This window comes from Streptosporangium lutulentum, from assembly GCF_030811455.1.
In the GTDB taxonomy this organism is placed as follows: domain Bacteria; phylum Actinomycetota; class Actinomycetes; order Streptosporangiales; family Streptosporangiaceae; genus Streptosporangium; species Streptosporangium lutulentum.
This window is the reverse complement of the sequence record NZ_JAUSQU010000001.1, coordinates 6,459,718-6,481,860: the sequence shown is the minus strand read 5'-3', so window position 1 is coordinate 6,481,860 and position 22,143 is coordinate 6,459,718. Positions and strand designations below refer to the sequence as shown.

21 protein-coding genes are annotated in these 22,143 nt (G+C 69.7%); 10 read left to right on the top strand and 11 right to left on the bottom strand.

Going from position 1 to position 22,143, the window contains the following annotated elements; translation table 11 throughout:
- Positions 1-59: 59 nt before the first annotated feature.
- The 7 genes from J2853_RS28720 to J2853_RS28690 form a co-directional block, all read right to left on the bottom strand.
- Positions 60-944, bottom strand: a complete 885-nt coding sequence (locus J2853_RS28720; RefSeq protein ID WP_307563347.1) for an FAD binding domain-containing protein — start codon at positions 942-944, stop codon at positions 60-62.
- A complete protein-coding gene (locus J2853_RS28715; protein ID WP_307563346.1) occupies positions 941-3,472 on the bottom strand; it encodes a xanthine dehydrogenase family protein molybdopterin-binding subunit in 2,532 nt (843 codons plus the stop codon). Before J2853_RS28715 ends, J2853_RS28720 begins: the two co-directional genes overlap by 4 nt.
- Positions 3,469-3,978, bottom strand: a complete 510-nt coding sequence (locus J2853_RS28710) for a (2Fe-2S)-binding protein (protein ID WP_307563343.1) — start codon at positions 3,976-3,978, stop codon at positions 3,469-3,471. The genes J2853_RS28715 and J2853_RS28710 overlap by 4 nt, the downstream gene beginning before the upstream one ends.
- Before the next feature lie 134 nt (positions 3,979-4,112).
- A complete protein-coding gene (locus J2853_RS28705; protein ID WP_307563341.1) occupies positions 4,113-5,048 on the bottom strand; it encodes a pyridoxamine 5'-phosphate oxidase family protein in 936 nt (311 codons plus the stop codon).
- Between the two features lie 6 nt (positions 5,049-5,054).
- Positions 5,055-5,498, bottom strand: coding sequence for a VOC family protein (locus tag J2853_RS28700; RefSeq protein ID WP_307563339.1), 444 nt, complete (start codon positions 5,496-5,498; stop codon positions 5,055-5,057).
- 385 nt (positions 5,499-5,883) lie between these two features.
- A complete protein-coding gene (locus J2853_RS28695; protein ID WP_307563337.1) occupies positions 5,884-6,459 on the bottom strand; it encodes a CGNR zinc finger domain-containing protein in 576 nt (191 codons plus the stop codon).
- Between the two features lie 167 nt (positions 6,460-6,626).
- On the bottom strand, positions 6,627-6,842 hold the full coding sequence (locus J2853_RS28690; RefSeq protein ID WP_307563336.1) for a hypothetical protein: 216 nt from the start codon (positions 6,840-6,842) through the stop codon (positions 6,627-6,629).
- Between J2853_RS28690 and J2853_RS28685 the strand changes: the two genes are divergently transcribed.
- Both J2853_RS28685 and J2853_RS28680 read left to right on the top strand, forming a co-directional pair.
- Positions 6,807-7,400: a DUF3159 domain-containing protein gene (locus J2853_RS28685; RefSeq protein WP_307563334.1), complete on the top strand. Its 594-nt coding sequence runs from the start codon at positions 6,807-6,809 to the stop codon at positions 7,398-7,400. The genes J2853_RS28690 and J2853_RS28685 overlap by 36 nt on opposite strands.
- Positions 7,397-8,908 carry a carotenoid oxygenase family protein gene (locus J2853_RS28680; RefSeq protein WP_307568858.1) on the top strand — a complete coding sequence of 504 codons (1,512 nt, stop codon included), beginning with the start codon at positions 7,397-7,399 and terminating at the stop codon, positions 8,906-8,908. Before J2853_RS28685 ends, J2853_RS28680 begins: the two co-directional genes overlap by 4 nt.
- A gap of 36 nt (positions 8,909-8,944) precedes the next feature.
- Here J2853_RS28680 and J2853_RS28675 read toward each other — a convergent pair whose 3' ends face one another.
- Both J2853_RS28675 and J2853_RS28670 read right to left on the bottom strand, forming a co-directional pair.
- Positions 8,945-9,151 (bottom strand): hypothetical protein, encoded by a 207-nt coding sequence (locus J2853_RS28675; protein WP_307563332.1) that lies wholly within the window; start codon positions 9,149-9,151, stop codon positions 8,945-8,947.
- Entirely contained in the window at positions 9,141-10,742 is a 1,602-nt protein-coding gene (locus tag J2853_RS28670) for a PspC domain-containing protein (RefSeq protein WP_307563331.1), read from the bottom strand. The genes J2853_RS28675 and J2853_RS28670 overlap by 11 nt, the downstream gene beginning before the upstream one ends.
- 140 nt (positions 10,743-10,882) lie before the next feature.
- On the opposite strand from J2853_RS28670, the gene J2853_RS28665 reads away from it, so the two are divergent.
- The 6 genes from J2853_RS28665 (at position 10,883) to J2853_RS28640 (ending at position 16,847) form a co-directional block, all read left to right on the top strand.
- Positions 10,883-12,100 (top strand): ATP-binding protein, encoded by a 1,218-nt coding sequence (locus J2853_RS28665; protein WP_307563329.1) that lies wholly within the window; start codon positions 10,883-10,885, stop codon positions 12,098-12,100.
- A 145-nt stretch (positions 12,101-12,245) separates the two neighbouring features.
- On the top strand, positions 12,246-12,884 hold the full coding sequence (locus tag J2853_RS28660) for a response regulator (RefSeq protein ID WP_307563326.1): 639 nt from the start codon (positions 12,246-12,248) through the stop codon (positions 12,882-12,884).
- 219 nt (positions 12,885-13,103) lie between these two features.
- A complete protein-coding gene (locus J2853_RS28655) occupies positions 13,104-14,480 on the top strand; it encodes a glutamate-cysteine ligase family protein (RefSeq protein ID WP_307563324.1) in 1,377 nt (458 codons plus the stop codon).
- A gap of 238 nt (positions 14,481-14,718) precedes the next feature.
- Positions 14,719-15,393 carry a neutral zinc metallopeptidase gene (locus J2853_RS28650; protein WP_307563322.1) on the top strand — a complete coding sequence of 225 codons (675 nt, stop codon included), beginning with the start codon at positions 14,719-14,721 and terminating at the stop codon, positions 15,391-15,393.
- A 124-nt stretch (positions 15,394-15,517) separates the two neighbouring features.
- Positions 15,518-15,775: a WhiB family transcriptional regulator gene (locus J2853_RS28645; protein ID WP_307568857.1), complete on the top strand. Its 258-nt coding sequence runs from the start codon at positions 15,518-15,520 to the stop codon at positions 15,773-15,775.
- Positions 15,776-15,884: 109 nt separating this feature from the next.
- Positions 15,885-16,847: a CPBP family intramembrane glutamic endopeptidase gene (locus J2853_RS28640; RefSeq protein WP_307563320.1), complete on the top strand. Its 963-nt coding sequence runs from the start codon at positions 15,885-15,887 to the stop codon at positions 16,845-16,847.
- 64 nt (positions 16,848-16,911) lie between these two features.
- Here J2853_RS28640 and J2853_RS28635 read toward each other — a convergent pair whose 3' ends face one another.
- Entirely contained in the window at positions 16,912-17,631 is a 720-nt protein-coding gene (locus J2853_RS28635; protein ID WP_307563318.1) for a PIG-L deacetylase family protein, read from the bottom strand.
- 132 nt (positions 17,632-17,763) lie between these two features.
- Between J2853_RS28635 and pcrA the strand changes: the two genes are divergently transcribed.
- Positions 17,764-20,013, top strand: coding sequence for a DNA helicase PcrA (gene pcrA / locus J2853_RS28630; protein WP_370879538.1), 2,250 nt, complete (start codon positions 17,764-17,766; stop codon positions 20,011-20,013).
- A 214-nt stretch (positions 20,014-20,227) separates the two neighbouring features.
- On the opposite strand, the gene J2853_RS28625 is transcribed toward pcrA, so the two are convergent.
- A complete protein-coding gene (locus J2853_RS28625) occupies positions 20,228-21,103 on the bottom strand; it encodes a hypothetical protein (protein ID WP_307563314.1) in 876 nt (291 codons plus the stop codon).
- A gap of 609 nt (positions 21,104-21,712) precedes the next feature.
- On the opposite strand from J2853_RS28625, the gene icmB reads away from it, so the two are divergent.
- Entirely contained in the window at positions 21,713-22,120 is a 408-nt protein-coding gene (gene icmB, locus J2853_RS28620; protein WP_307563312.1) for a coenzyme B12-dependent isobutyryl CoA mutase small subunit, read from the top strand.
- Positions 22,121-22,143: the final 23 nt, after the last annotated feature.

Here is a 22,143-nt window from a genome sequence, read left to right as displayed (position 1 = left end):
TTTACCAGTATGCCGCTACCGCAGGCGGGAAGCGGAGCCCCCGCCTGCGGAAACGAGGTTCAGCGGCTCGCGGCCCCGATCGCCCTGCGGGTCAGCACCCGGGCCAGATGGCGCCGGTAGTCGGGCTGGGCGTGCAGATCCGCCGGGGGCGAGGTGCCCTCGTCCGCCCCGGCGCAGGCGTCCCCGACCGGATCGGGCGCGCCGTTGGAACCGGCCGCCGCGATGCTCACGCCGCGTATCGCGGCCTCCACCGCCCGCGCTCGAACCGGCGTGGAACCCATGTTGGTCAGCCCGATCCGGGCCTCCTCGATGGTCCCGTTGCTCCGCCGTACGGCCGCCGCCACGCCGACGATCGCCCACGCCTGCGCGGTCCGGTGGAACTTCTCGTAGTGGAAGCCCCACCCGGGACCGAGCGCGGGCACCTTGACGCCGAGCAGCACCTCACCGGCCTCCAGCGCCGACTCCAGGTAGTCGAGGAAGAACTCGGACGCCGGGATCTCCCGCTCGCCCTCGCCCGACCGGGCGACGAACACGCAGTCCAGCGCCAGCGCGACGGCGGGCAGGTCTCCGGCCGGGTCGGCGTGGGCCATCGACCCGCCGAACGTGCCGCGGTGCCGTACGGCGGGGTCGGCCACCGTGGCCGTCGCCAGCGCGACCAGCGGGATCCGCTCCTTGACCACGCTGGAGCGCAGCACCTCGTCATGCGTGGTGAGCGCGCCGATGAACACGTGGTCGCCCCGATCCTCCACCCCGCGCAGCTCGGGCAGCCGCCCGAGGTCCACCAGCGTGGAAGGGTAGGCGAGCCGCAGCCGGAGCAGCGGCAGCAGGGACTGCCCGCCGGCCAGCACCTTGACGTCGTCTCCGGAGGAGGCGGCCTCGCCCAGCACCCGGCAGGCCTCGTCCAGGGACGAGGGCCTGACGTAGTCGAACGGTGCGGGAATCATCGGTCTCCTCCCTCGGATTCGGTTCCCTCCGCGGCGGTGGGTCCCACCCATGCGGTGGTGTCGCCGGCGGCGGTGGGTCCCACCCATGCGGTGGTGTCGCCGGCGGAGGGCGGCCCTGCCCAGGCGGTCTCGCCGGCCTCGGCGACGGTCCTCCAGACCCGTTCCGGCGTGCAGGGCATTCGCACGTCGTGCACGCCGTACGGGCGCAGCGCGTCGACGATCGCGTTGACGACGGCCGGGGTCGAGGCGATCGTCCCCGCCTCACCGACGCCCTTGACGCCCAGCGGGTTGCTGGTGGCCGGGGTCTCGGTCCGGTCGGTGGTGAAGTCGGGCAGGTCGGACGCCGACGGGATCAGGTAGTCGGCCATCGTCGTGGTGAGCATGTTGCCCTCGGAGTCGTAGACCGCCTCCTCGAACAACGCCTGGGCGATGCCCTGCGCGATGCCGCCGTGCACCTGGCCCTCGACGATCAGCGGGTTCACCACGGAACCCACGTCGTCCACGGCCACGTAGGAACGGATCTTCGACTCGCCCGTCTCGGTGTCCACCTCGATCGCGCACAGGTGGGTGCCGTGCGGGAAGGAGAAGTTGTCCGGGTCGAAGGTCGCGTCGGCGTCCAGCCCCGGTTCGAAGCCGTCGGGGAGATCGTGCGCGGCGAAGGTGGCCAGCGCGAGCTCCTGGATGGTCTTGCCCGAGCCGGTGCCGCGGACGTTGAACGAGCCGCCGGCGAACTCGATGTCGTCGGCCGAGGCCTCCAGCATGTGCGCGGCGAGCTGCCGGGCCTTGTCCTTCACCTTCTCGCACGCCTGGAGCACGGCGATGCCGCCCACGACCAGCGAGCGGGATCCGTAGGTGTCCATGCCCTTGTGCGAGATGGACGTGTCGCCGTGCAGCACGGAGACGTCGTCGAACGGCACCCCCAGCGTGTCGGCCACGATCTGGCTCCAGGCCGTCTCGTGTCCCTGGCCGTGCGGGCTCGTCCCGGTGATCACCTCGACCTTTCCGGTGGGAAGCATCCGGACCGAGGAGTGCTCCCAGCCGCCCGCGCCGTAGCTCAGGCTTCCCAGCACACGCGAGGGAGCCAGCCCGCACATCTCGGTGAACGTCGAGACGCCGATGCCGAGCTGCACCGGATCACGCCGGTCGCGCCGGTCGGCCTGCTCCGCCCTGAGCTTGTCGTAGCCGAACAGCGCCAGCGCCTTGTCCGTGGCGGCCTCGTAGTTGCCGGAGTCGTAGGTCAGCCCGCAGATCGTGGTGTACGGGAACTCCTCATGGGTGATCCAGTTGCGGCGCCGTACCTCGATCGGGTCGATGCCCAGCTCGTGCGCGAGCTCGTCCACCGCCCGCTCGATCGCGAAGGTGGCCTCGGGACGCCCCGCGCCCCGGTAGGCGTCGGTCGGCATCTTGGTGGTGAAGACGCCGGTGCAGGTGAAATCGTAGGCGTCCATCTTGTAGATGCCGTTGTACATGAACGCGCCGAGGATCGGGATGCCCGGCGTGACCAGCATCAGGTACGCGCCCATGTCGGCGAGGAGATCGACCCGGACGCCCCTGATGCGGCCGTCCCGCTCGGCCGCGATGGAGATCCGCTGGAGCTGGTCGCGGCCGTGGTGCACGGTCAGGTTGCCCTCGGACCGGGATTCGGTCCATTTGACCGGTTTGCCCAGCCTCCGGGTGATGAGCAGGCCGAGCACCTCCTCCGCGGTGACCTGGAGCTTGGAGCCGAAGCCGCCGCCCACGTCGGGGGCGATCACTCGCAGCCTGTGCTCGGGGATGCCGGTGGTCAGCGCGAGCATGACGCGCAGCACGTGCGGGATCTGGGTCGCGGAGTAGAGGGTGAAGGTCTCGCCGTCGGTGGTGGCCACGACCGCGCGGGGTTCCATCGCGCTCGGGATGAGCCGCTGCTGGACGTAGGTGCGGTCGATCACCACGGGGGCGTCGCGGAACGCCGCGTCGATGTCGCCTCCGGCGAACTTCCAGGTGAACGCCTTGTTGCCGCTCTCGTGGACCTTGGGACTGCCCTCGGTGAGCGCCTCGGTCATGTCGACGACCGCCTCCAGCGGCTCGTAGTCGACCTCGATGGCCTCCAGCGCGTCGGCGGCCTTGTAGCGATCGGTGGCGACCACGCAGGCCACCGCCTCACCGGCGTAGCGGACCTCGTTCACGGCCATGGGCGGGTGGTCGGGGATCACGATGTCCTCGGTGACCGGCCAGGCGCAGGGAAGGCTGCCCTGCTCGTCGGCGAAGTCCTGCCCGCTGTAGACGGCGACCACGCCGGGCCGGGTGCGCGCGGCCGAGGTGTCGACCCGGGTGATCCGGGCGTGAGCCATCGGACTGCGCAGGAAGGCCACGTACAGCATGCCCGGAAGCTGGATGTTGTCGGTCCAGGTCGTCCGGCCGGTGACCAGCCGGGCGTCCTCCTTGCGCCTGCGGGCCCTGCCGATCTCGCGCGCGTCGGTGGGCCTGCTGAGCTGGTCGCTCTCGGCGATCTGTTCGGCGATCATACCGGCGTCGAGTTGCTCGCTCATGGCGTCGGCACCTCCTGCTCGGCCCGCTCGCCGGCGCTCCGCTGCGACATCTCCCGGGCGCCACGCCGTACCGCCCGGACGATGTTGCAGTAACCCGTGCAGCGGCACAGGTTGCCTTCGAGCCCTTCTCGGACGGTCTCCTCCGACGGGTCGGGATCATCCCTGAGCAGGTCGATCGCGGCCATGATCATGCCGGGGGTGCAGTATCCGCACTGCAGGGCGTGCTCCTCGTGAAAGGCCTTCTGCATGGGGTGCCATTCGTTCCCCCGGGCCAGGCCCTCGATCGTGACGACGTCGCTCTCGTCGCTCTGTACGGCGAGCACGGAACAACTTTTCACGCTCACGCCGTCGAGCATCACGGTGCAGGCGCCGCAGTTTCCGGTGTCGCAGCCGATGGGAGTACCGGTCTTACCGAGCCGATCTCGCAATAGATGAACAAGGAGGAGACGTGGCTCGACGTCCTCCTGGTAGGTGATTCCGTCGACGGTGATGGTGATTCGGGGCATACATCCTCCAGGTGCACCCAGAAGAGATGGAGCTGTGAAAGCCGACAAATGTGAACCTACGCCCCTGTAGTTCCGGGTCAACCCTTGCTCAATACCCTCCTTCACCATCTATTTAATGCCTTTGCCGATTCATCTCACTTTCCACGGTGCTCTTCGTCGTCCACGGCTGACGCCGGCGAAGCGGATGAGACGGGCGGATTGAAGCGGGAGTAGTCCTCGAACCTCCAGCGGAGCGGGCTGGCTCCCCGGACGAGGACGGCCAGGTCCAGCTCGAACTCGACCAGCCGCTGCGCGCCCGGGACCTCGCCCGGATCCCAGTCGACGTGCGCGCGTCCGGTCAGGTGCAGCGCGTCACCGCTGTCCCAGTCGAGGAAGAGCAGGCCGCAGCTCTCGTCCAGCTCCAGATTCCCCAGCGTCATGTACATCGAGTTGCCCACGTAGTCCGGCCAGACCAGCCGGCGCTCGCCGGCGACCCGGACGAACCCCGGGTCGCCGCCCCGATGCGACAGGTCGGCGCCGAGGCCGGGAGCCCGGGTGGCGACGAAGAACGTGTCGGCGCTCTCGATCCACGCCCGGTGCTCGCCGGTGAGGAGCCTCGCGGAGGAGGAGCCTCCGGCGCCGGGCTCCGCCGGCTCCTCGGTGATGTCCCGCGCCTGGATGTACTTGGGGCAGTTCGCATACGTCTGCTCCGTGTGCACGACCAGCCGCGCACCGTCCCGCACGGCACGGCCGTTGACCCGCATCCTGCGCCTGGTCCGCGGCTCGATCGCGAGCATCCCGATCTCGGCCTCGGCGTTCTCGGCGAGGCCCGCCAACGGATCGTGCTCGCCCGGCAGCGCGTCGATCACGATCGTCCGCTCGCCGGTGGCCCGGGTGAATCCCGCGGCTCCTGTCAGCGCGGTCGCCCAGAGCCGCCCGTCCCGCCCCGACGCCCCGATCACCAGCATCCGCTGCCGGGTGAGGAACTCGGCCGCCGCCGGGGGGATCTCCGGCCGCGTCCTGGCCGAGCCCCACTCCCCGGCTCGCACCCCGGCCCTCCGCTGCACCGCCAGCTCTCCCGTGTGCTTCATGATCGCCTAGAAGAAGCCGCAGGTGGGAGCGCCTTCGGTCGGCGCGGGGGAGGAGTCCGCGCCGGTCGGTGCGAAGATCTCCAGCCGGATTCCGTCCGGATCCTCGAAGAACACGCCGCCCGAGGAGGAACCCTCGCGGTGCGCCACCACGCCGTCGTGGTGAAGCGTGGCGCCGATCTCCCGGATCACGGTCTCGGCCCTGCGGACCGCCTCGATGTCCGGCACCTGGAAGGACAGGTGGTGAAGTCCGGGCGTCGCGGTGGAGAAGCGGCCCTCGCTCTGCTGCCAGAGGGTCAGCCGGAGCTCGCCGTCGAGGCCGAGGAAGGCGTAGCGCCGGTCCGCCTCGCCGGACTCGCCGAAGACCTCGAAGCCGAAAACCTTCAGGTAGAAGTCCTTGGACGCGTCGAGGTCGGAGACGTTGAGGCCGATGTGGCCCGTCTGGAAGGTCATCTTTCTTCCTCTCATCGCGGCTTCTAACGGGTCTTCCCGTTAGAACGTATGAGAAAAATGTAATGGAAAAATATGAAGTTCCCCGTTATAGGTTTGTGAGTTAGGTCACCGTCGTTGCGCTGTCTCGGTGATCCTGCCGGGACGATCCCCGGCCTTGTCGGCAGGCGCCGGCGGACGGAGCGGGGGACCGGCGGGGTGATGGAGAGCCCTGGGAGAGGTTGGTCGTCCCGGTGTGCGGTGTGGAAAACCCTGAGGGAGGGGCGGGACGAAGGTCGCGCCCCAGTGCTGCGGAGTGGCTGGGTGGAACCCTTGGGGAAGGGCCGGTGTGAAGGCCGGTCGTCCCGGTGTCGCGGGGGAAAACCCCCGGGAAGGGCCGGTGTGAAGGTCAGTCGTCCCGGTGCCGGCGATAGTGACGGGCGGCGCGGGCCCGGTTGCCGCAGGCCACCGAGCACCACTCCTGGCGGGCGTGCTCCTTGACGAAATAGAGCACGCAGCGCGGAGCCGGACAGGCGCGCAGGTGCTCGCGGTGCGTCCCGGCCAGCAGCTCGACGGCCGACGCCGCGAGGACGGCGCGGAGGCGTGGAGACTCCGCCGTCCGGCCCGCGAGGACGTTCGTCGCCGTCGGGTCCTCCCCGTCGGGCCATTCCAGTCGCGGGGCCATCGGCACGGCCAGCGTCGTGGCGTTGACCAGGTCGATCGCCTCGGCGAAATCTGGCAGCCGGTCGGCGTCGGCGCTGCTCGCCGGTCCCGGCGCGACGGCCCTGGCGAACAGGGACCGTACGGCCTGCCGCAGCTCGACCACCTCGCGCCGCACCTCCTCCGAGGCGACGAACGACTGGTCGAGCCCCAGCTCGGAAGCGTGCGCCCGGCCCCACTCGGTCATGCCCGTGACGTCCGAGAGCACGTCCGTCAACCCCGCTCGCGTCGCGCGGACCGTACTGACGAACTCCAGGGCCAACATTCCTGCAGTCTAACGCTTGGTACGCCGTTGATCCGTGAGACTTCCCAGCGGGACGACCGTGCGCCGGTCTCCTCGCGCGAGCCCCCGCGGCGTCGGCCTCCTGCGCCGCGACCCCTCCCTCGGCTACGTCCTCTTCTTCCGCTACGTACTCCTCGCCCTTCGCCGCGTCAGCGCGCCGCCGGTGGTGCGTCCGCGCCGGAGACCCGCTCGATCTCGCCTTCGGCCCATTCGGCCCATTCGTGTTGCATGGCGCTGAAGCGCAGACCCCATTCCAGGGCGAGAAGGCCGTAGACCGACAGGTCGTCGTCGCCCCCGGCCACGAATTCGATCAGTGCCGCCAGTTTCTCGTGCTGCTCCGCCGAGGACTCGGCCTGTCGCCTCATGTAGGCGCCTGCCTGCTCGGTTTCCTCCCGTGGATCGTCTACGCGGTCATCGCCACCAGCGACAACTGGCGCTACGGCGCGGTGGCCGGGCTCGTGATCGCCCTCGCGGTCATCGTCGCCGACCGCCGGGCGGGCAAGGACTGGGACCAGATGGTGATCGAGTCCAGCGCGGCGGTGTTCTTCACCGTGATCACCCTGATCTCCTTCGTCTCCCCGGATTCCCCCCTCATGCCGTACGGCCCGGCCCTGGTCAACGTCTGGCTCGGAATCACGAGCTGGGGCTCCCTGGCCATTCGCAAGCCGTTCACCCCGGGCATCGCCCGGAGCATGACACCGCCGGAGGTGTGGCGGACGCCGCGGTTCTACCGCGTCAACGCGATCATCACCTCGGTATGGGGCGTCTCCTTCGTCGTCGCGGCCGTCTCACTGGCCGCCTTGCTCTACGTCGCGCCACACGCGACCGCCGTCGTCCTCGTGATCAAGATCGCCACCTTCGTGGCGCCCGCCGTCTTCACCGCCCGCTACCCCAAAATCGTCGCGGCCCGCTCCGCCGCCTGATCTCTCGCCCCGGCTCGCACCGAAGCCCGCCTCGCCTGATCCGTGTCTCCCGGTCCGCGTGGCCTGCTTCCCCGCCCCGGTCCGCGTCGAGGCCCGCGCCACCCGCGCCCCGTCCCACCGGCTCACACCAAAGCTCCCCGCTCCACCGGCTTACGCCGAGGCTCCCGTTCGCCCGTTTCCCCGACTTTCCCGGAGCACGCCATGGACGTATCCACACCCTCATACCTGGCGAGCAACCTCGCTCCCGTCCCCGGCAGATCGGCGTCGCCGATCTGCCGGTCACCGGCACCCTCCCGGAGGAGCTCACCGGCCGCTACTTCCGCAACGGGCCCAACCCGCTGCCCGGCCAGGACCCGGGCCACTGGTTCACCGGGCACGGCATGATTCACGGCCTGCGGCTCCGCGACGGCCGCGCCGAGTGGTACCGCAACCGGTGGGTTCGCACCCGCGAGTTCACCGACAGCGCCCCCTTCCTCGGCCCGAACGGCATCGACCTGACCGCCGTCGCCGCCAACACCAGCGTCGTCCAGCATGCCGGCAGGATTCTCGCGCTCGTCGAGAACGGCCTGCCGTACGAGATGACGCCGGAACTGGACACGGTCGGGCCGTGGGACTTCGGCGGGCGGCTGACCACCGCCATGACCGCGCATCCGAAACAGGACCCGGTCACCGGTGAGCTGCACTTCTTCGGGTACGGCTTCTTCGCCCCCTACCTGACCTATCACCGGCTGTCCGCCACGGGCGAACTGGTGGACAGCCGGGTCGTGGACGTTCCCGGGCCGACGATGATCCACGACTTTGCGATCACGGAAAATCACGTCGTCTGGCTGGACCTGCCCGTTGTCTTCGACATGGACCTGGTCGGGCGGGGCATGCCGTACCGGTGGGACGACTCCTACGGCGCGCGGCTCGGCGTGATGGACCGTGGCGGGCGGGTGACCTGGTTCGAGGTGGACCCGTGTTACGTGTTCCATGTGGGCAACGCCCGCGAGGACGCCGCAGGCCGGGTGGTGCTCGACGCGGCCCGCTACTCCCCGGGAGCCTTCGCGGAGACTTGGAGCCACATCGGAGGCAGCGCCAATCCCGCCGCCGGCGCGGACGGCGCGAGGCTGCACAGGTGGGTGCTCGACCCGGCGAGCGGCGCGGTCAGGGAGGAACAGCTCGACGACCGCGTCGTCGAGTTCCCCACCTTCAACGAGGACCGGCTCGGCAGGACCAGCCGGTTCCTCTACACGGTGTCCTCGGACGCGGTGGTGAAGTACGACGCCGTGACCGGCGTCGGCCGTACCAGGGACCTCGGCGCGCGGCCGGGTGAGGCGGTCTTCGTGCCCGCCTCCGGCGCCCGGTCCGAGGACGACGGCTGGCTGCTGTCGATCGTCACCGATCACGCGGGAGAGGGTTCGGAACTGCTCGTGCTGGGCGCCGCCGACCTGGACCACGTCGCGTCCGTACGGCTCCCGCGCCGCGTCCCCGCGGGCTTCCACGGCTCCTGGATCGCCGATCGCTGAGCGCGCCGCCGGTGCGGCGCCGGCGCGCCCGGCGGGCTAGCGCCGGATCACGCGGGCGAGGATGGCGACCAGGCCGGCGAGGCCCAGACCGCCCAGGACGATCGGGATCATGATCAGTGATTCGATGTCCGGGCGGTTGATGAAGACGATCCCGACCCCGATGAACAGGATGCCGCTGAGCAGGGCCATCCAGTCCGTGCGGTGCAGGCGGCCGCGGCCGGTCCGTTCGAGGTCAGGCCGCACGGCGCACCTCCACGTCTCCGATGCCCGCCTTGACGTTCAGAATGATGGTCGCCACGTCGCCCTTCGGGGTCACCTCGGGTTCGAGGATCTTGTTGTGCCGGATGTCGGCCCCTCCCTCCACCGCGTGGTCGATTTTGACGTCGCCCAGTTTGGTGGAGCCGTTGACCTCGACCCTGGCCGTCGCCGGAACGATCACGTTGATCTCGCCGACCGACACCGAGGCGTCGAAGACGGTCCGCGAGCCCGGCGGAAGGGCCAGCTCGCTCAGGTCCAGGGTGCCGTCGCCGACGCCCACCGAGTAGTTCCTGACGACCTCGGAGAGCGTGGCCGGCTCCCAGTTGTAGCTGCCGAACCTCTTCGGCATGTCGGTCAGCGTGGACCCCGCGATCAGGGCGATCGAGATGACGGTGCCGAGGGCGACCAGGCCGGCGCCCCGGCCGTACCAGGTGGCGACCAGGAGGCCGCCGCCGATGACGATGAGCATCGCGCCGCCGGCGACCGTCATGTTGATCGATCCTGAGGCGGACTGGATCGCCACGATGATCCCTCCAACGATCATGGCCAGACATAGGGTGAGGCTCCCGATGAACGATCTGGGCCGTTTCGGCTGGGGCGCCGTCCGCACCGGCGCGCCATGCTCGGCCAGGTCGTAGGGGGAGTACTGCTGGTACCGCTTTCTGGGATCCAGAGGCTGGTAGGGGCCGTAGGGCGAGAACGGCTCGCCGGAGGAGTCGTACGCCGGCCGGGGACGATACGGGCTCGACGGCACGCCGTACGGTCCCCCCGGGCCGGGCCGCGGGGCCGGAGATCCGGAAGCGGTGGGCTCCTGCTCGTCCCACTGCCCGGTGGAGGCCGGGGACGTCTCCGAGGCCGCGCGCGCCTCGGTGGGAGCGGCGGCGGGGTGCGCCTGCGCGGTCGAGGTGCCGTCGGTGTGCGCGGACCCGTGCGTGCCGGTGTGCGCGGACGCGTGTGTGTCGGCGTGAGCGTCGGGGTGAGCGGTCGTCGGGTACGGCTCCGTAAGGGGCGATCGGCCCGGATCGGGGTGAAGGTCCGGATCGGGGACGGGCGTGAAGGCCACGTACGGCGCCGAGGGGGCGCGACGGTGGCGTAGCCGATCGGGCAGGGACCGGGCCACCGCCAGCAGGTCGACGCCGCGCGCGTGGGCGGTGAGCAGGGCGATGGCGAAGGTCGTGCCGACCACGACCGTGCCGGTGCCGATGCCGCCCGAGGACACGTTGATGATCAGGCCGAGGGCGAACACTGCGGTCAGCAGGGCCAGCACCGTCTCGCTGTCGAAGTCGCGCCGGGTCCACTGCTCCATGTAGCCGGGGGCTCCGCTGGTCTCGCGCATCAGCAGGAACGCCGCGATGTAGAGCATGATCCCGATTCCGGAGCCGAGCACCAGCACCGCGAACCCGACGCGGAACAGGACCGGGTCGATCCCCACGTGGCGTCCGAGCCCGGCGCAGACGCCGGTGAGCATGCGTCCCTCGTCGCTGCGCCGAAGGCCGCGGTCGTCGCCGGCGGTGGAGGTGGGCGGAGGGTCGGACAAGGTGCTCGTCGGGTCCTGTGCGCTCCCGGTGTCGGTCATGTCCTTATCGTGGCCTTCCCAGGTTCGGGCCGCATCCGGGACACCCCTGAGTCGTCCCGGAGAGGGCAGGTCTCTCTCAGGGTCGTCTCAGGGGAACGCCTGATGCATTGAGAGGCATTACATGTGACGATGCTGACGATATGGCTGAACGACAGGCAATTCGCGACGCGGCCCCCGTGCCCCCGGAGAACCCCGCGGCCCTTCCCCGCCTGATGAGGCTGGTGCAGGGCAGGCTGGTCGCCGGGGTGGCCCAGGGCGCCGCCGCCCAGCTACGGCTCGACCCGGTCGTGCTGCGGCTGGCGTTCGTGCTGCTCACCGTCCTGGACGGGATCGGCGCCGTGGCGTACGCGGCACTGTGGATGTTCACCCCGCGGGAGTCGTACGAGGGCAGGGAGCCTTCCAGGGACTGGAGCCAGCTCGCCGCCTACGTCGCGATCGGGCTGGCCCTGATGTCCCTGGGCTGGCTCACCGGTGCCTCGTCGGGCGGGATCGGCGCGTGGCCGATCGCCGTCGGCGGGATCGGCTCGCTGATCCTGTGGCAGCAGGCCGACCCCGATCGGCGCCAGCGCTGGATGAACACGACGGTCGGGCAGGTGCGCCAGAACCGCGTCCGCACCTTCGCGGGGCTGGTGCTCGTCGTGGTCGGCGCGATCGGCTTCCTGGCGGCCAACGCCGAGCTGAACCAGGCCAGTTCCGGCATCGTGTTCACGCTGGTGGTCGTGGGCGGTGTCGGGCTGATCGCGGCCCCCTGGCTGGCCGGCCTGTGGAAGGAACTGCAGCGGGAGCGCCGCGAGCGCATCCGGCAGGAGGAACGGGCCGAGGTGGCCGCGCACGTGCACGATTCCGTGTTGCACACGCTGACGCTCATCCAGCGCAACGCCCAGGACTCGCGTGAGGTGATGCGGCTCGCCCGTTCCCAGGAGCGTGAACTGCGAAACTGGCTCTACCAGCCCCAACAGGACGCGGACGCGTCGGTGGCCGCGGCCGTGCGCCGGGTCGCCGCCGAGGAGGAGGACGCGCACGGGGTGCCGATCGAGGTCGTCTGCGTGGGCGACGGCCCGTTGACGCCGGAATTATCCGCGATGATGCAAGCCGCGAGGCAAGCAATGGTCAACGCCGCGAAATACTCTGGGTCGGAGGTCATCTCCGTCTATGCCGAGGCGGAGCCGGACGAGGTCACCATCTTCGTCCGGGACCGGGGTGTCGGGTTCGACATGGGGGAGGTGCCCGAGGATCGGATGGGCATCCGCCAGTCGATCATCGGCAGGATGGAACGCCACGGCGGCAGCGCCCGAGTGCGGACCGAGCCCGGCGAGGGCACGGAAGTGATGTTGACCATGAAGCTGGAGAAGGCGTGAGCGAGCGAGCCAGGAAGCAGCGAGTCAGGGAACGGCCCGCCGGAGGACCTCCGGCGGAGGGACGACCGGGAGACGACCGGCAGGCAGGGCATCCGCGATCCGGCGAATCCGGCGATCCGCGCACGCGACCGGCGAAGGACGGCTCATGAGCACTGTCAAGGTCCTGATCGTCGACGATCACCGGCTGTTCCGCTCCGGGGTCCGGGCCGAACTGGGCGACTCCATCGAGGTGCTCGGCGAGGCGGAGGACGTCGAGTCCGCCGTCAAGGCGATCGCCGAGCTCCAGCCCGACGTGGTCCTGCTCGACGTGCACATGCCCGGCGGGGGAGGCCAGGAGGTGCTCCGCCGCGTCCTCGGCTCGGGTTCCCCGGTCCGTTTCCTCGCCCTGTCGGTCTCCGACGCGGCCGAGGACGTCATCGGGGTGATCCGCGGCGGTGCCCGGGGCTACGTCACCAAGACCATCAGCGGCAGGGAGCTCACCGACGCGATCCGCCGGGTGGCCGAAGGCGACGCGGTCTTCTCCCCGAGGCTCGCCGGCTTCGTGCTGGACGCCTTCGCCTCCAGCGAGGCTCCTCCGATCGACCCCGAGCTCGACTCGCTGACCCAGCGCGAGCGCGAGGTCCTGCGGCTGATCGCCCGGGGCTACGCCTACAAGGAGATCGCCAAGGAGCTGTTCATCTCGGTGAAGACCGTGGAGACCCACGTCTCGTCCGTCCTGCGCAAGCTCCAGCTCTCCAACCGCCACGAGCTTTCCCGCTGGGCCACGGCGCGGCGTCTGGTCTGATCCTCCGAGCACGATCGGGAAGATCCGGGCACTGTCGGCCGCGCCACGACACGGTGTCCGATCCGACCCTTCGCCGTGTCTCGTCGCGTCTGTACTATCTGTAACTTATGTGCGACTCTGCGAAGTATGGGTCGCGACGTGCCAGCCATGGTTTTCAGCCGCGAGGACCGGAGACGCCACCGGGACAAGCTTCGCCGGTCCCTGGACGTCTTGGCGCGGATGTTGCATGAGTCTAGGTTCGAGGAGGACCGGCCGAAGGCCGGACTGGAGATCGAACTCAACCTGGTGGACGAGCGGGGCGAGCCCGCGATGAAGAACGCCGAGGTGCTGGCGGCGATCGCGGAGCCCGACTGGGCCACCGAGCTCGGTCAGTTCAACGTGGAGATCAACGTCATGCCGGAGTCCCTTGAGGGGGACGGGGCCACGCGGCTGGAGAAGCTGGTCCGGGACCGGCTCAACCACGCGGAGGAGCGGGCCCACACGGTCGGCGGGCACATGCTGATGATCGGGATCCTGCCCACGCTGCGGGAGGACGACGTGCACGAGGGCACGCTGTCGGCCAATCCCCGCTACAAGCTGCTCAACGAGCAGATCTTCGCGGCGAGGGGCGAGGACCTGCACCTGTCGATCGAGGGCGACGAGACCCTCGACACCTTCGCCGACAGCATCACCCCCGAGGCGGCCTGTACGAGCGTCCAGCTCCACCTCCAGGTCGGCCCGGAGGCGTTCGCCGCCCACTGGAACGCGGCCCAGGTCATCGCGGGCCCCCAGGTGGCGGTGGCGGCCAACTCGCCGTTCCTGTTCGGCAGGAGGCTCTGGCAGGAGACCAGGATCCCGCTGTTCGAGCAGGCCACGGACACCCGGCCCGTGGAGCTGAAGACCCAGGGCGTGCGGCCGAGGGTGTGGTTCGGCGAGCGGTGGATCACCTCGGTCTTCGACCTGTTCGAGGAGAACTCCCGCTACTTCCCCGCGCTGCTGCCCCTGTGCGACGCCGGCGACCCGCAGGAGCAACTGGAGCGCGGCGTGACCCCGGAGCTCGGCGAGCTGACCCTGCACAACGGCACCGTCTACCGGTGGAACCGGCCGGTCTACGCGGTCGTGAACGGGATTCCGCACCTGCGGGTGGAGAACCGGGTGCTGCCCGCGGGGCCCTCGGTGGTGGACGTCATCGCCGACGCCGCGTTCTACTACGGCCTCATGCGCGTGCTTCCCCACGCCGAACGCCCGGAGTGGACGCGCATGTCGTTCGTCGCGGCCGAGGAGAACCTGCACTCGGCCGCCCGGCACGGGCTGGACGCCCGGCTCTACTGGCCGGGGCTCGGCGTGGTGCCCGCCGCCGAGCTGATCCTGCGCCGCCTGCTGCCGCTCGCCCACGAGGGGCTCGACCTGTGGAGGATGGATCCCGAGGTCAGGGACCGGCTGCTGGGGATCATCGAGCGCAGGTGCGTGACGGGCACGAACGGGGCGAGCTGGCAGAGCGACGCCCTGAACGCGATGGACACCCTCGACAGGCACGAGGCACTGCGCCGGATGACCCTGCGCTACATCGAGCACATGCACACCAACCAACCCGTCCACACCTGGCCGTCGTTCTGACCGTCTCCCGGCAGAGGACCGGCAGAGGACCGGCAGGGAACCGGCAGAGGACCGGCAGGGAACCGGCGGAGGAATCGTGCTCGGAAGGCGAGGCGGGCGGAAGATCTCGCGTCCGGAGAAGCGAGGCCCGGGGAGGGCCTCGTGCGCGGAGGCGGAAGTGCGTGGAAGCCCTCGTGCCCGCGGGTCTCGGTAGGCCGGAGCCCTCGCGCCCCGGCCCCCGGCTTGTCACGATGGGGGTATGAGAGCCATCTCGCTTCTTCTCGCGCTGCTCATGGTGACCGTCGTGGCCTGCGGGAGTGATCAGCCGGATCCGGGCTCCGGGACAGACCCGGCCACGGGGGCCGCCACGGCCACGCCGAGGGGGGAGACGTTCGAATCGGACGTCGAACTGGCGAAGGAGTCCACCGAGGCGTACTGGAAGCAGACCTTCGCCGCAGGCGGGCTGACCTACCGCCCGATCGAGGACTTCATCGCCTACCAGGGGGCGAACGGCCCCTCCTGCGGCGGACAGCCGGCGGTCCCGAACAACGCCTTCTACTGTCCGGCGGGGCACTTCATCGCCTACGACGAGAACTGGATGCGCGAACTCGACGAGCGGATGGGAGACGGCTCGATCTACGTGATCATCCCGCATGAGTTCGGGCACGCCGTACAGGCGCAGTTGAACACCTCCTCCCAGCTCAACGTGGAGCTGGAGCTCCAGGCGGACTGCTACGCGGGCGGGACCCTCGGGGCGCTCGTCAGGGGCGGGGCGCTGCTGGCCGAGGACGGCGACGAGAACGAACTGCTGATCAACCTCGCCGCGGCGGGAGACCCCACCGACGACTGGCTGCGCCCGGACGCCCACGGTACGGCGGAGCAGCGCCAGGCGGTGTTCGTCCGGGGCTACAACGAGGGCACGGACGTCTGCTGAGGCACGCCGGCCGGCCGGGTGCTCCCGGATGCGTACCCGTGAATCCGCCGGAAGATTGATGTCACGCCGGTGCGATCCACCTAGGCTGAGGGCCGGTGACCCACCAGGGGGTGATGTCGTGCGGATGACCATTCGCGAGATCGGCTGGGCCACGCGGGGAGCATGCCGCGAGATCGATCCCGAAGTGTTCTTCCCGCTGACGCAGTCGGCCGAGCACGAGGCCCGGGCGAAGGCCGTCTGCGAGAGGTGCCCGGTGCTCAAGGAGTGCCGGGCCTACGCGATCCGGGAGGGGGAGCCCGAGGGAATCTGGGGCGGCCTCACCGTGAAAGAACGGCGCGGCCTGCGGTTCCCGTCCGGATGGCGGCAGCCCGCCGCGGGATGACCGTCGCTCGCGTAGCCTCGAACCGAGCCGGAGGGAGACGGGATGCGGGTGTTCGGGTCGCGGGGCGCAGGCCGGCGAGGGGTCCGGGGCGTGCGGCCGTGAGCGCCGGGTGGCAGGCCGTGTTCGCGGCCTCGGGCGTGACGTCGCGAGCCGCGTCGGCCGGGACGTCATGACGGCCGGTGGGGAACCGGAGGTCACGTCGGCCCGCGCGGTGACCGGGGCGGTGGCCGTGCTGGTGGCGGCCAACGTGCTCAACAACCGCCTGGCGCCGCGCCTGGCGCCGCTGACCTCGACCGTGGCCACCGGCGCGCTGCTCGCCGTGGCTCGCCGTTCCGGGCTCTCCTGGGCCGATCTGGGGTTCCACGAACGCGCGAGGGGGCTGCGGATCGGCGGGGCGCTCGCCTCCGCCGTCGCCGTGGTCTACGGCGTGGGGATCGCCGTCCCCGCCACCCGCCGGTTCTTCCGCGACGAGCGCGCGCTGTCCCTGTCCCGTGCCCGCGCGTTCGAGGAGGCCCTGCTCCAGGTGCCGTTCGGCACGGTCCTGCTGGAGGAGGTCGGCTTCCGCGGGGTGCTCCACGCTCTTCTCTCCCGCTCTCACGGGGCCGGTACGGCCACCGCCGTCTCCTCGGCCCTGTTCGGTCTCTGGCACGTGCTCCCCGCGATCGACATGATGGCCGCCAACCCCGCGCTGAGCCGCCTGACCGCGGGGGAGGCCCCCGCCGACGGACCGCGTTCACCGGGGGTGCCGGCCGGACCGGCTCGGTCAGGAGAGCCGGGCGGACCGGGCCGCCCGGGCCGGAAAGGGAGGGCGTCCGCGATGGAGGCGTCGCGGGTGGTGATCGGCTCCGTGCTCGCGACGGGATCGGCCGGGGTGTTCTTCTGCGAACTGCGCCGCAGGGGAGGCCTGGCCGCGCCCGCGCTGTTCCACGTCGCGACCAATTCGCTGGGCTACCTGTTCGCCCGCCTCGCCCCGCCGGACTCCGGCTCCGGGCAGACGGCCGCGACGCCGAACGCGGAAAGGACCGGGGCCCCCGCGGTGGGGGCGGGCACGGCCCCGAAGGCCAAGGGCTGAGCCTTCCCCCTCGGAGACGACCCGGTTCCTCCCGAGCGGGTGATCGTCCCTTCCGAACCCGGATTCAGACGGTGGACACCCGCTGGAAGGCCTCGGCGTAGCGGTTCTCGCCGAGGCCGGCTTCGCGGGAGAACTGGGAGAACCGGGTCCTCACGAACTCCTCGAAGCCGTCCACGTGGCCGACCTGGCTCACATGGGCGCGCAGCGCGGCGAGCTTGCGGTCGAAGGTCTCGGTGATGTCGACGTGGTGGTCGGGGGTCGTGCCGCCGCTGAGCCAGACCTCGCGGACCGTCCACGCCTCCAGGCCCTCTTCGAGAAGAAGCGAGGGGAAGGCGTAGGGATTGCGGGCGTCGGGGTAGACGGCGTCGAGGGCGGAGCCGCCGACCGCCCGGTGGTCGGGGTGGCTGGGGGCGATGAACCGGTAGTTGCGCTCAGGGGTGTGGGTGATCACCAGGTCCGGCTTGACCTGGCGGATGACCCGGGAGATGTCGCGCCGCAGGTCCAGGCTCTGCACCACGCTCCCGTCGCGGTAGCCGAGGAAACGCAGGTCGCTCACCCCGACGGCCTTGGCGGCCTCGCTCTGCTCGGTACGGCGGAGCTGGGCCATGCCGCCGTTGTCCAGCTCACGGTCGAAGCCGCCCGCGTCACCGTCGGTGACGACGCAGTAGACCACCTCGGCGCCGCGATCGGTGAACCGCGCGATCGACCCCGCCGCGGCGAAGTCGACGTCATCCGGATGGGCGGTCACCACGAGGACTCGGTTGATCTCGTTCTCGGACAGCATGAGAAGCCCTTCTGTTTTTTCCTGTTTTCCGCAGATCACTCGATCTCCGAAACCGCCGGCGACTCCGTCCGCATTCCTTTGCACCCGTGGACCCGGTTGTCGGTGAGCCGCTCTAACCTAGATGACGTGTCGATCCCAGCCGCTTCCCTGACCCACTCGTTGCTCGACGGGCTCAACCCCCAGCAGCGTGAGGCCGTCGTGCACCACGGCAGCCCGCTGCTCATCGTCGCCGGTGCCGGTTCGGGAAAGACCCGGGTGCTGACCCATCGCATCGCCTACCTGCTGGCCGAGCGGGGCGTGCAGCCGCAGGAGATCCTGGCGATCACCTTCACCAACAAGGCCGCGCGGGAGATGAAGGACCGGGTCGACAAGCTCGTCGGCCCGCGCTCCGCGGCGATGTGGGTGATGACCTTCCACAGCGCGTGCGTGCGGATCCTGCGCCGCGAGGCCAAACGCCTGGGGTTCCCCACGAGTTTCTCCATCTACGATCAGGCCGACTCCCAGCGGCTGATGGCGATGGTCTGCCGCGAGATGGACCTCGACCCCAAGCGCTACCCGCCGCGGTCCTTCTCGGCCCAGGTCAGCAATTTCAAGAACGAGTTGATCGACTACGAGACGGCCTCCGACAGGGCGTCCACCCATCTGGAGCGCAAGCTCGCCGAGGCCTATCGCAACTATCAGCAGAAGCTGACCGAGGCCGGCGCGATGGACTTCGACGACCTCATCATGCTGACGGTCACGCTGTTCCAGATCTTCCCCGACGTGGCCGAGCACTACCAGCGCCGCTGGCGCCACATCATGGTGGACGAATACCAGGACACCAACCACGCGCAGTACACCCTGATCCGTGAGATCGCCGGCCGTCCCGAGCTTCGCACCGCCGACGGCGACCTGGTCAGGGAGGGCGGGGTCACCCCGGCCGAGCTGTGCGTGGTGGGTGACGCCGACCAGTCGATCTACGCCTTCCGCGGCGCGACGATCCGCAACATCCTGGAGTTCGAGCGCGACTACCCGGAGGCCAGGACGATCCTGCTGGAGCAGAACTACCGCTCCACCCAGACGATCCTGTCCGCGGCCAACGCGGTGATCTCTCGCAACGAGAGCCGCAAGCCGAAGAACCTCTGGTCCGACCAGGGCGCCGGGCCGAAGATCGTCGGTTATGTCGCCGACAACGAGCACGACGAGGCCATGTTCGTCGCGCAGGAGGTCGACAAGCTCACCGACGACGAGGGCGTCGTGCCCGGTCATGTGGCCGTGTTCTACCGGACCAACGCCGCCTCCCGGGTGTTCGAGGAGACCTTCATCCGGACCGGCCTGCCGTACAAGGTGGTGGGCGGGGTGCGCTTCTACGAGCGCAAGGAGGTCCGCGACCTGCTGGCGTACCTGCGCGTGCTGGCCAACCCGAACGACGTGGTGTCGCTGCGCCGCATCCTCAACGTGCCCAAGCGCGGCATCGGCGACCGGGCCGAGGCGATGGTGGAGGCGTTCGCGACCAGGGAGCGGATCCCGTTCTGGGAGGGGCTCCGCCGGGCCGACGAGGCGCCGGGCATGGCCACCCGGTCGCTCAACGCCATCAAGGAGTTCGTCGCGCTGATGGACGATCTGATGGTCAAGGCGGACGGCATGCCGCCGTCGCAGCTCGCCCAGGAGGTGCTGGGCGGCACCGGTTACCGGCTGGAGCTCACGGCCTCGGACGATCCGCAGGACGAGAGCCGCCTGGAGAACCTGGACGAGATGATCTCGGTGGCCTCGGAGTTCGAGGAGGCCAACCCCGAGGGCACGCTCGTGGAGTTCCTGGAGCAGGTCTCGCTGGTGGCCGACGCCGACCAGATCCCGCCCGCCGACGGCGGCCAGGGCGTGGTCACGCTGATGACCCTGCACACGGCCAAGGGCCTGGAGTTCCCGGTGGTGTTCCTCACCGGTCTGGAAGACGGGGTCTTCCCGCACATGCGCTCGTTCGGCGAGCCCAAGGAGCTGGAGGAGGAGCGCCGGCTGGCCTACGTGGGCATCACCCGGGCCGAGAAGCGCCTCTACCTCTCCAGGGCGGCCGTCCGCAGCTCCTGGGGATCGCCCGCCTTCAACCCGGCCTCCCGGTTCGTCGCGGAGATCCCGGTCGAGCTGGTCGAGTGGCGCAGCGACCCCCAGAAGTCCGCCTGGGGCGCCGCCACCTCCCGGAGCGAGTCCCGTTCCGCTCCCGCCAAGAAGCCCGGCCGGCCGATTCCCAACCTGTCCCCGGGCGACCGGGTCACCCACGACTCGTTCGGCCTGGGCACGGTCGTGTCCGTGGACGGCATCGCGGAGAAGACCAAGGTCAAGGTCGATTTCGGCTCCAGCGGGGAGAAGACCCTGCTGCTGAGCTACGCGAAGCTGGACAAGCTCTGAGGGCCCCACGACCCTCAGAACCGGTCCCGTGCGAAAGCCGGATCAAGTATGCCCGGAAACCGGGTGACGAGGTCCTCGCCCTGCCCCGCGCCGTGGCGGAGAAGTGAAGGAGATTCTTGCCTACATCCGCGACGTACCAGATCAAAAACCGATGAACGTGACGCGCCCGGCAGGCGATGCCTGCCGGGCGCGGGTCGTCCGGTAGAACCGGCGACTAGTTCGGAATGGTGTTGAGGATGGTGAAGGGGGGCTCGATCTTCCCGTCGAACTCCAGCTCGGTCAGCTTGGCCACCTGGTCGGCGGGCGGGGCCGCCACCGTGACCTTGGAGCCCCAGCCCGTGTAGCTGGTGTCGACCGTGATCGCGTCCTTCGCGCCCGCGGGGTACGAGGTCGTGAGCCGCTTGGCGAGCTTGTCGGCGCCGAGGTACAGCTTCCAGCTCATCGAGGTCTTGGCGTCCTTGGAGGTCAGCGGGCCCCCGATCGACGCCCGGAACCACGGCGAGACCTTGTAGAGCTCACTGAAGGTGATCTTTCCGGCGTAGGTGCCGGCCTGCTTCACCGTGGCGCGGCCGAGGAGCGTCTTGAGGGTCGAGGGCTCGGCGACGTTGACGAACTGGCTCATGGCGCCGAGGACGCCGACCGTGTTGTCGAACCGGAACCAGGTCTTGTCCACGGGCAGGAACTCGCCGAACATGCCGCCGGAGACGTAGGTCGCGTTCTTGATGCGGACGACCTGCTCGGGCTTGGTCATGCCGGTGAACAACTTGGTCAGCTGATCGTCGTCACTGGTCGTCGTCTCTCCGTTCAATCCCAGATCGCTCGGCTTGATGCGGAGCTGAGCCGTGTGATCCGACGCGCGGATTCCCGAGGTGCCGAACTGGAACACGCCGGTGCGCTTGGCGACCACGGCGTTTCCGGCGAGGCCTCTGACTTTGGTCGTGTCGACGGTCTTCACGCCGAGACCCGTTTTGAACTGACCCCTGAGCGCGGAGATCGGGTCGGAGGTCTGCGCGGTCGCGGTCGATGCCAGTGCCGGAACGCTCAGCACGGTCATTGCGGCGCACGCCAGACCGGCGATGTGTCGCTTCAAAGGAAATTCCTCCTGATGGTTCCCTCGCCCTGTTGGCGGAGGGACCAGAGCATCCTTGCATAACAAGATCGGTAGATAATCTCATATTCGGTGATTTATCTTGAATTACTTGTGCACATTTTGTGCAGTCGCCGTGGCCCCCACGCGTTTCCGGTGCCGGGCCAACCGGAGAGGCCGGATTTCGCCTTCGCCTCATCACGGACCGTCATATTCATTGACGGGGGCGCCATATCAGAAGGGTGCGACTTTTTCCCATCGATCCGCGCCTATTTGTCCTCGAATCGATGGCGGAGTCGTCATGGGAAAGGCGGGGAAAGCCATCCGGCCGATCGGGTTCCCATCCGGTGCGTGCGCCCACCCGTCCGCCGAGGAGAACACCCCTCCGGCCGATCCGGGACCGCGCGGGCTCCGGGCGGCGTCGGCGGTCCTGCCGGTCACCTGGTCGGCGGTAGAGGGGCGATACGGGCGAGGGCGAAGGAATGGCATCCTTTCGGGTGGTGATCGTAGCCAGGACATGATGTGCGGCGGCCGACGAGACCCGGGAGAGCCGGGCCGGTTACGCTGCGGACAGCTCCTACGTTGCGGGGGAGCGCGGACAAGGAGGTCTGCATGGATGTCGAGCCGAGGATTCGCGTCGTCATCGCCAAGCCCGGACTGGACGGGCACGATCGAGGCGTGAAGATCGTGGCGCGGGCGCTGCGAGACGCCGGGATGGAGGTCGTCTACACGGGTCTGCACCAGACACCCGAGCAGATCGTGCGCACGGCCATTCAGGAGGACGCCGCGGCGATCGGGCTGTCCATCCTGTCGGGCGCGCACATGACGCTCTTCGCCAAGGTGATCGAGCTGCTGAAGGAGAACGACGCGATCGACATCGTGGTGTTCGGCGGCGGGATCATTCCCGAGGCCGACATGCCCGCTCTGCGGGAGATGGGCGTGGCGCAGATCTTCACACCGGGCGCGACCACGCAGGAGATCGTCGAGTGGGCGCGGAGCGCGATTCCCGCCCGCGTCTAGGGCTACGGCCCGCGTCCAGGCCG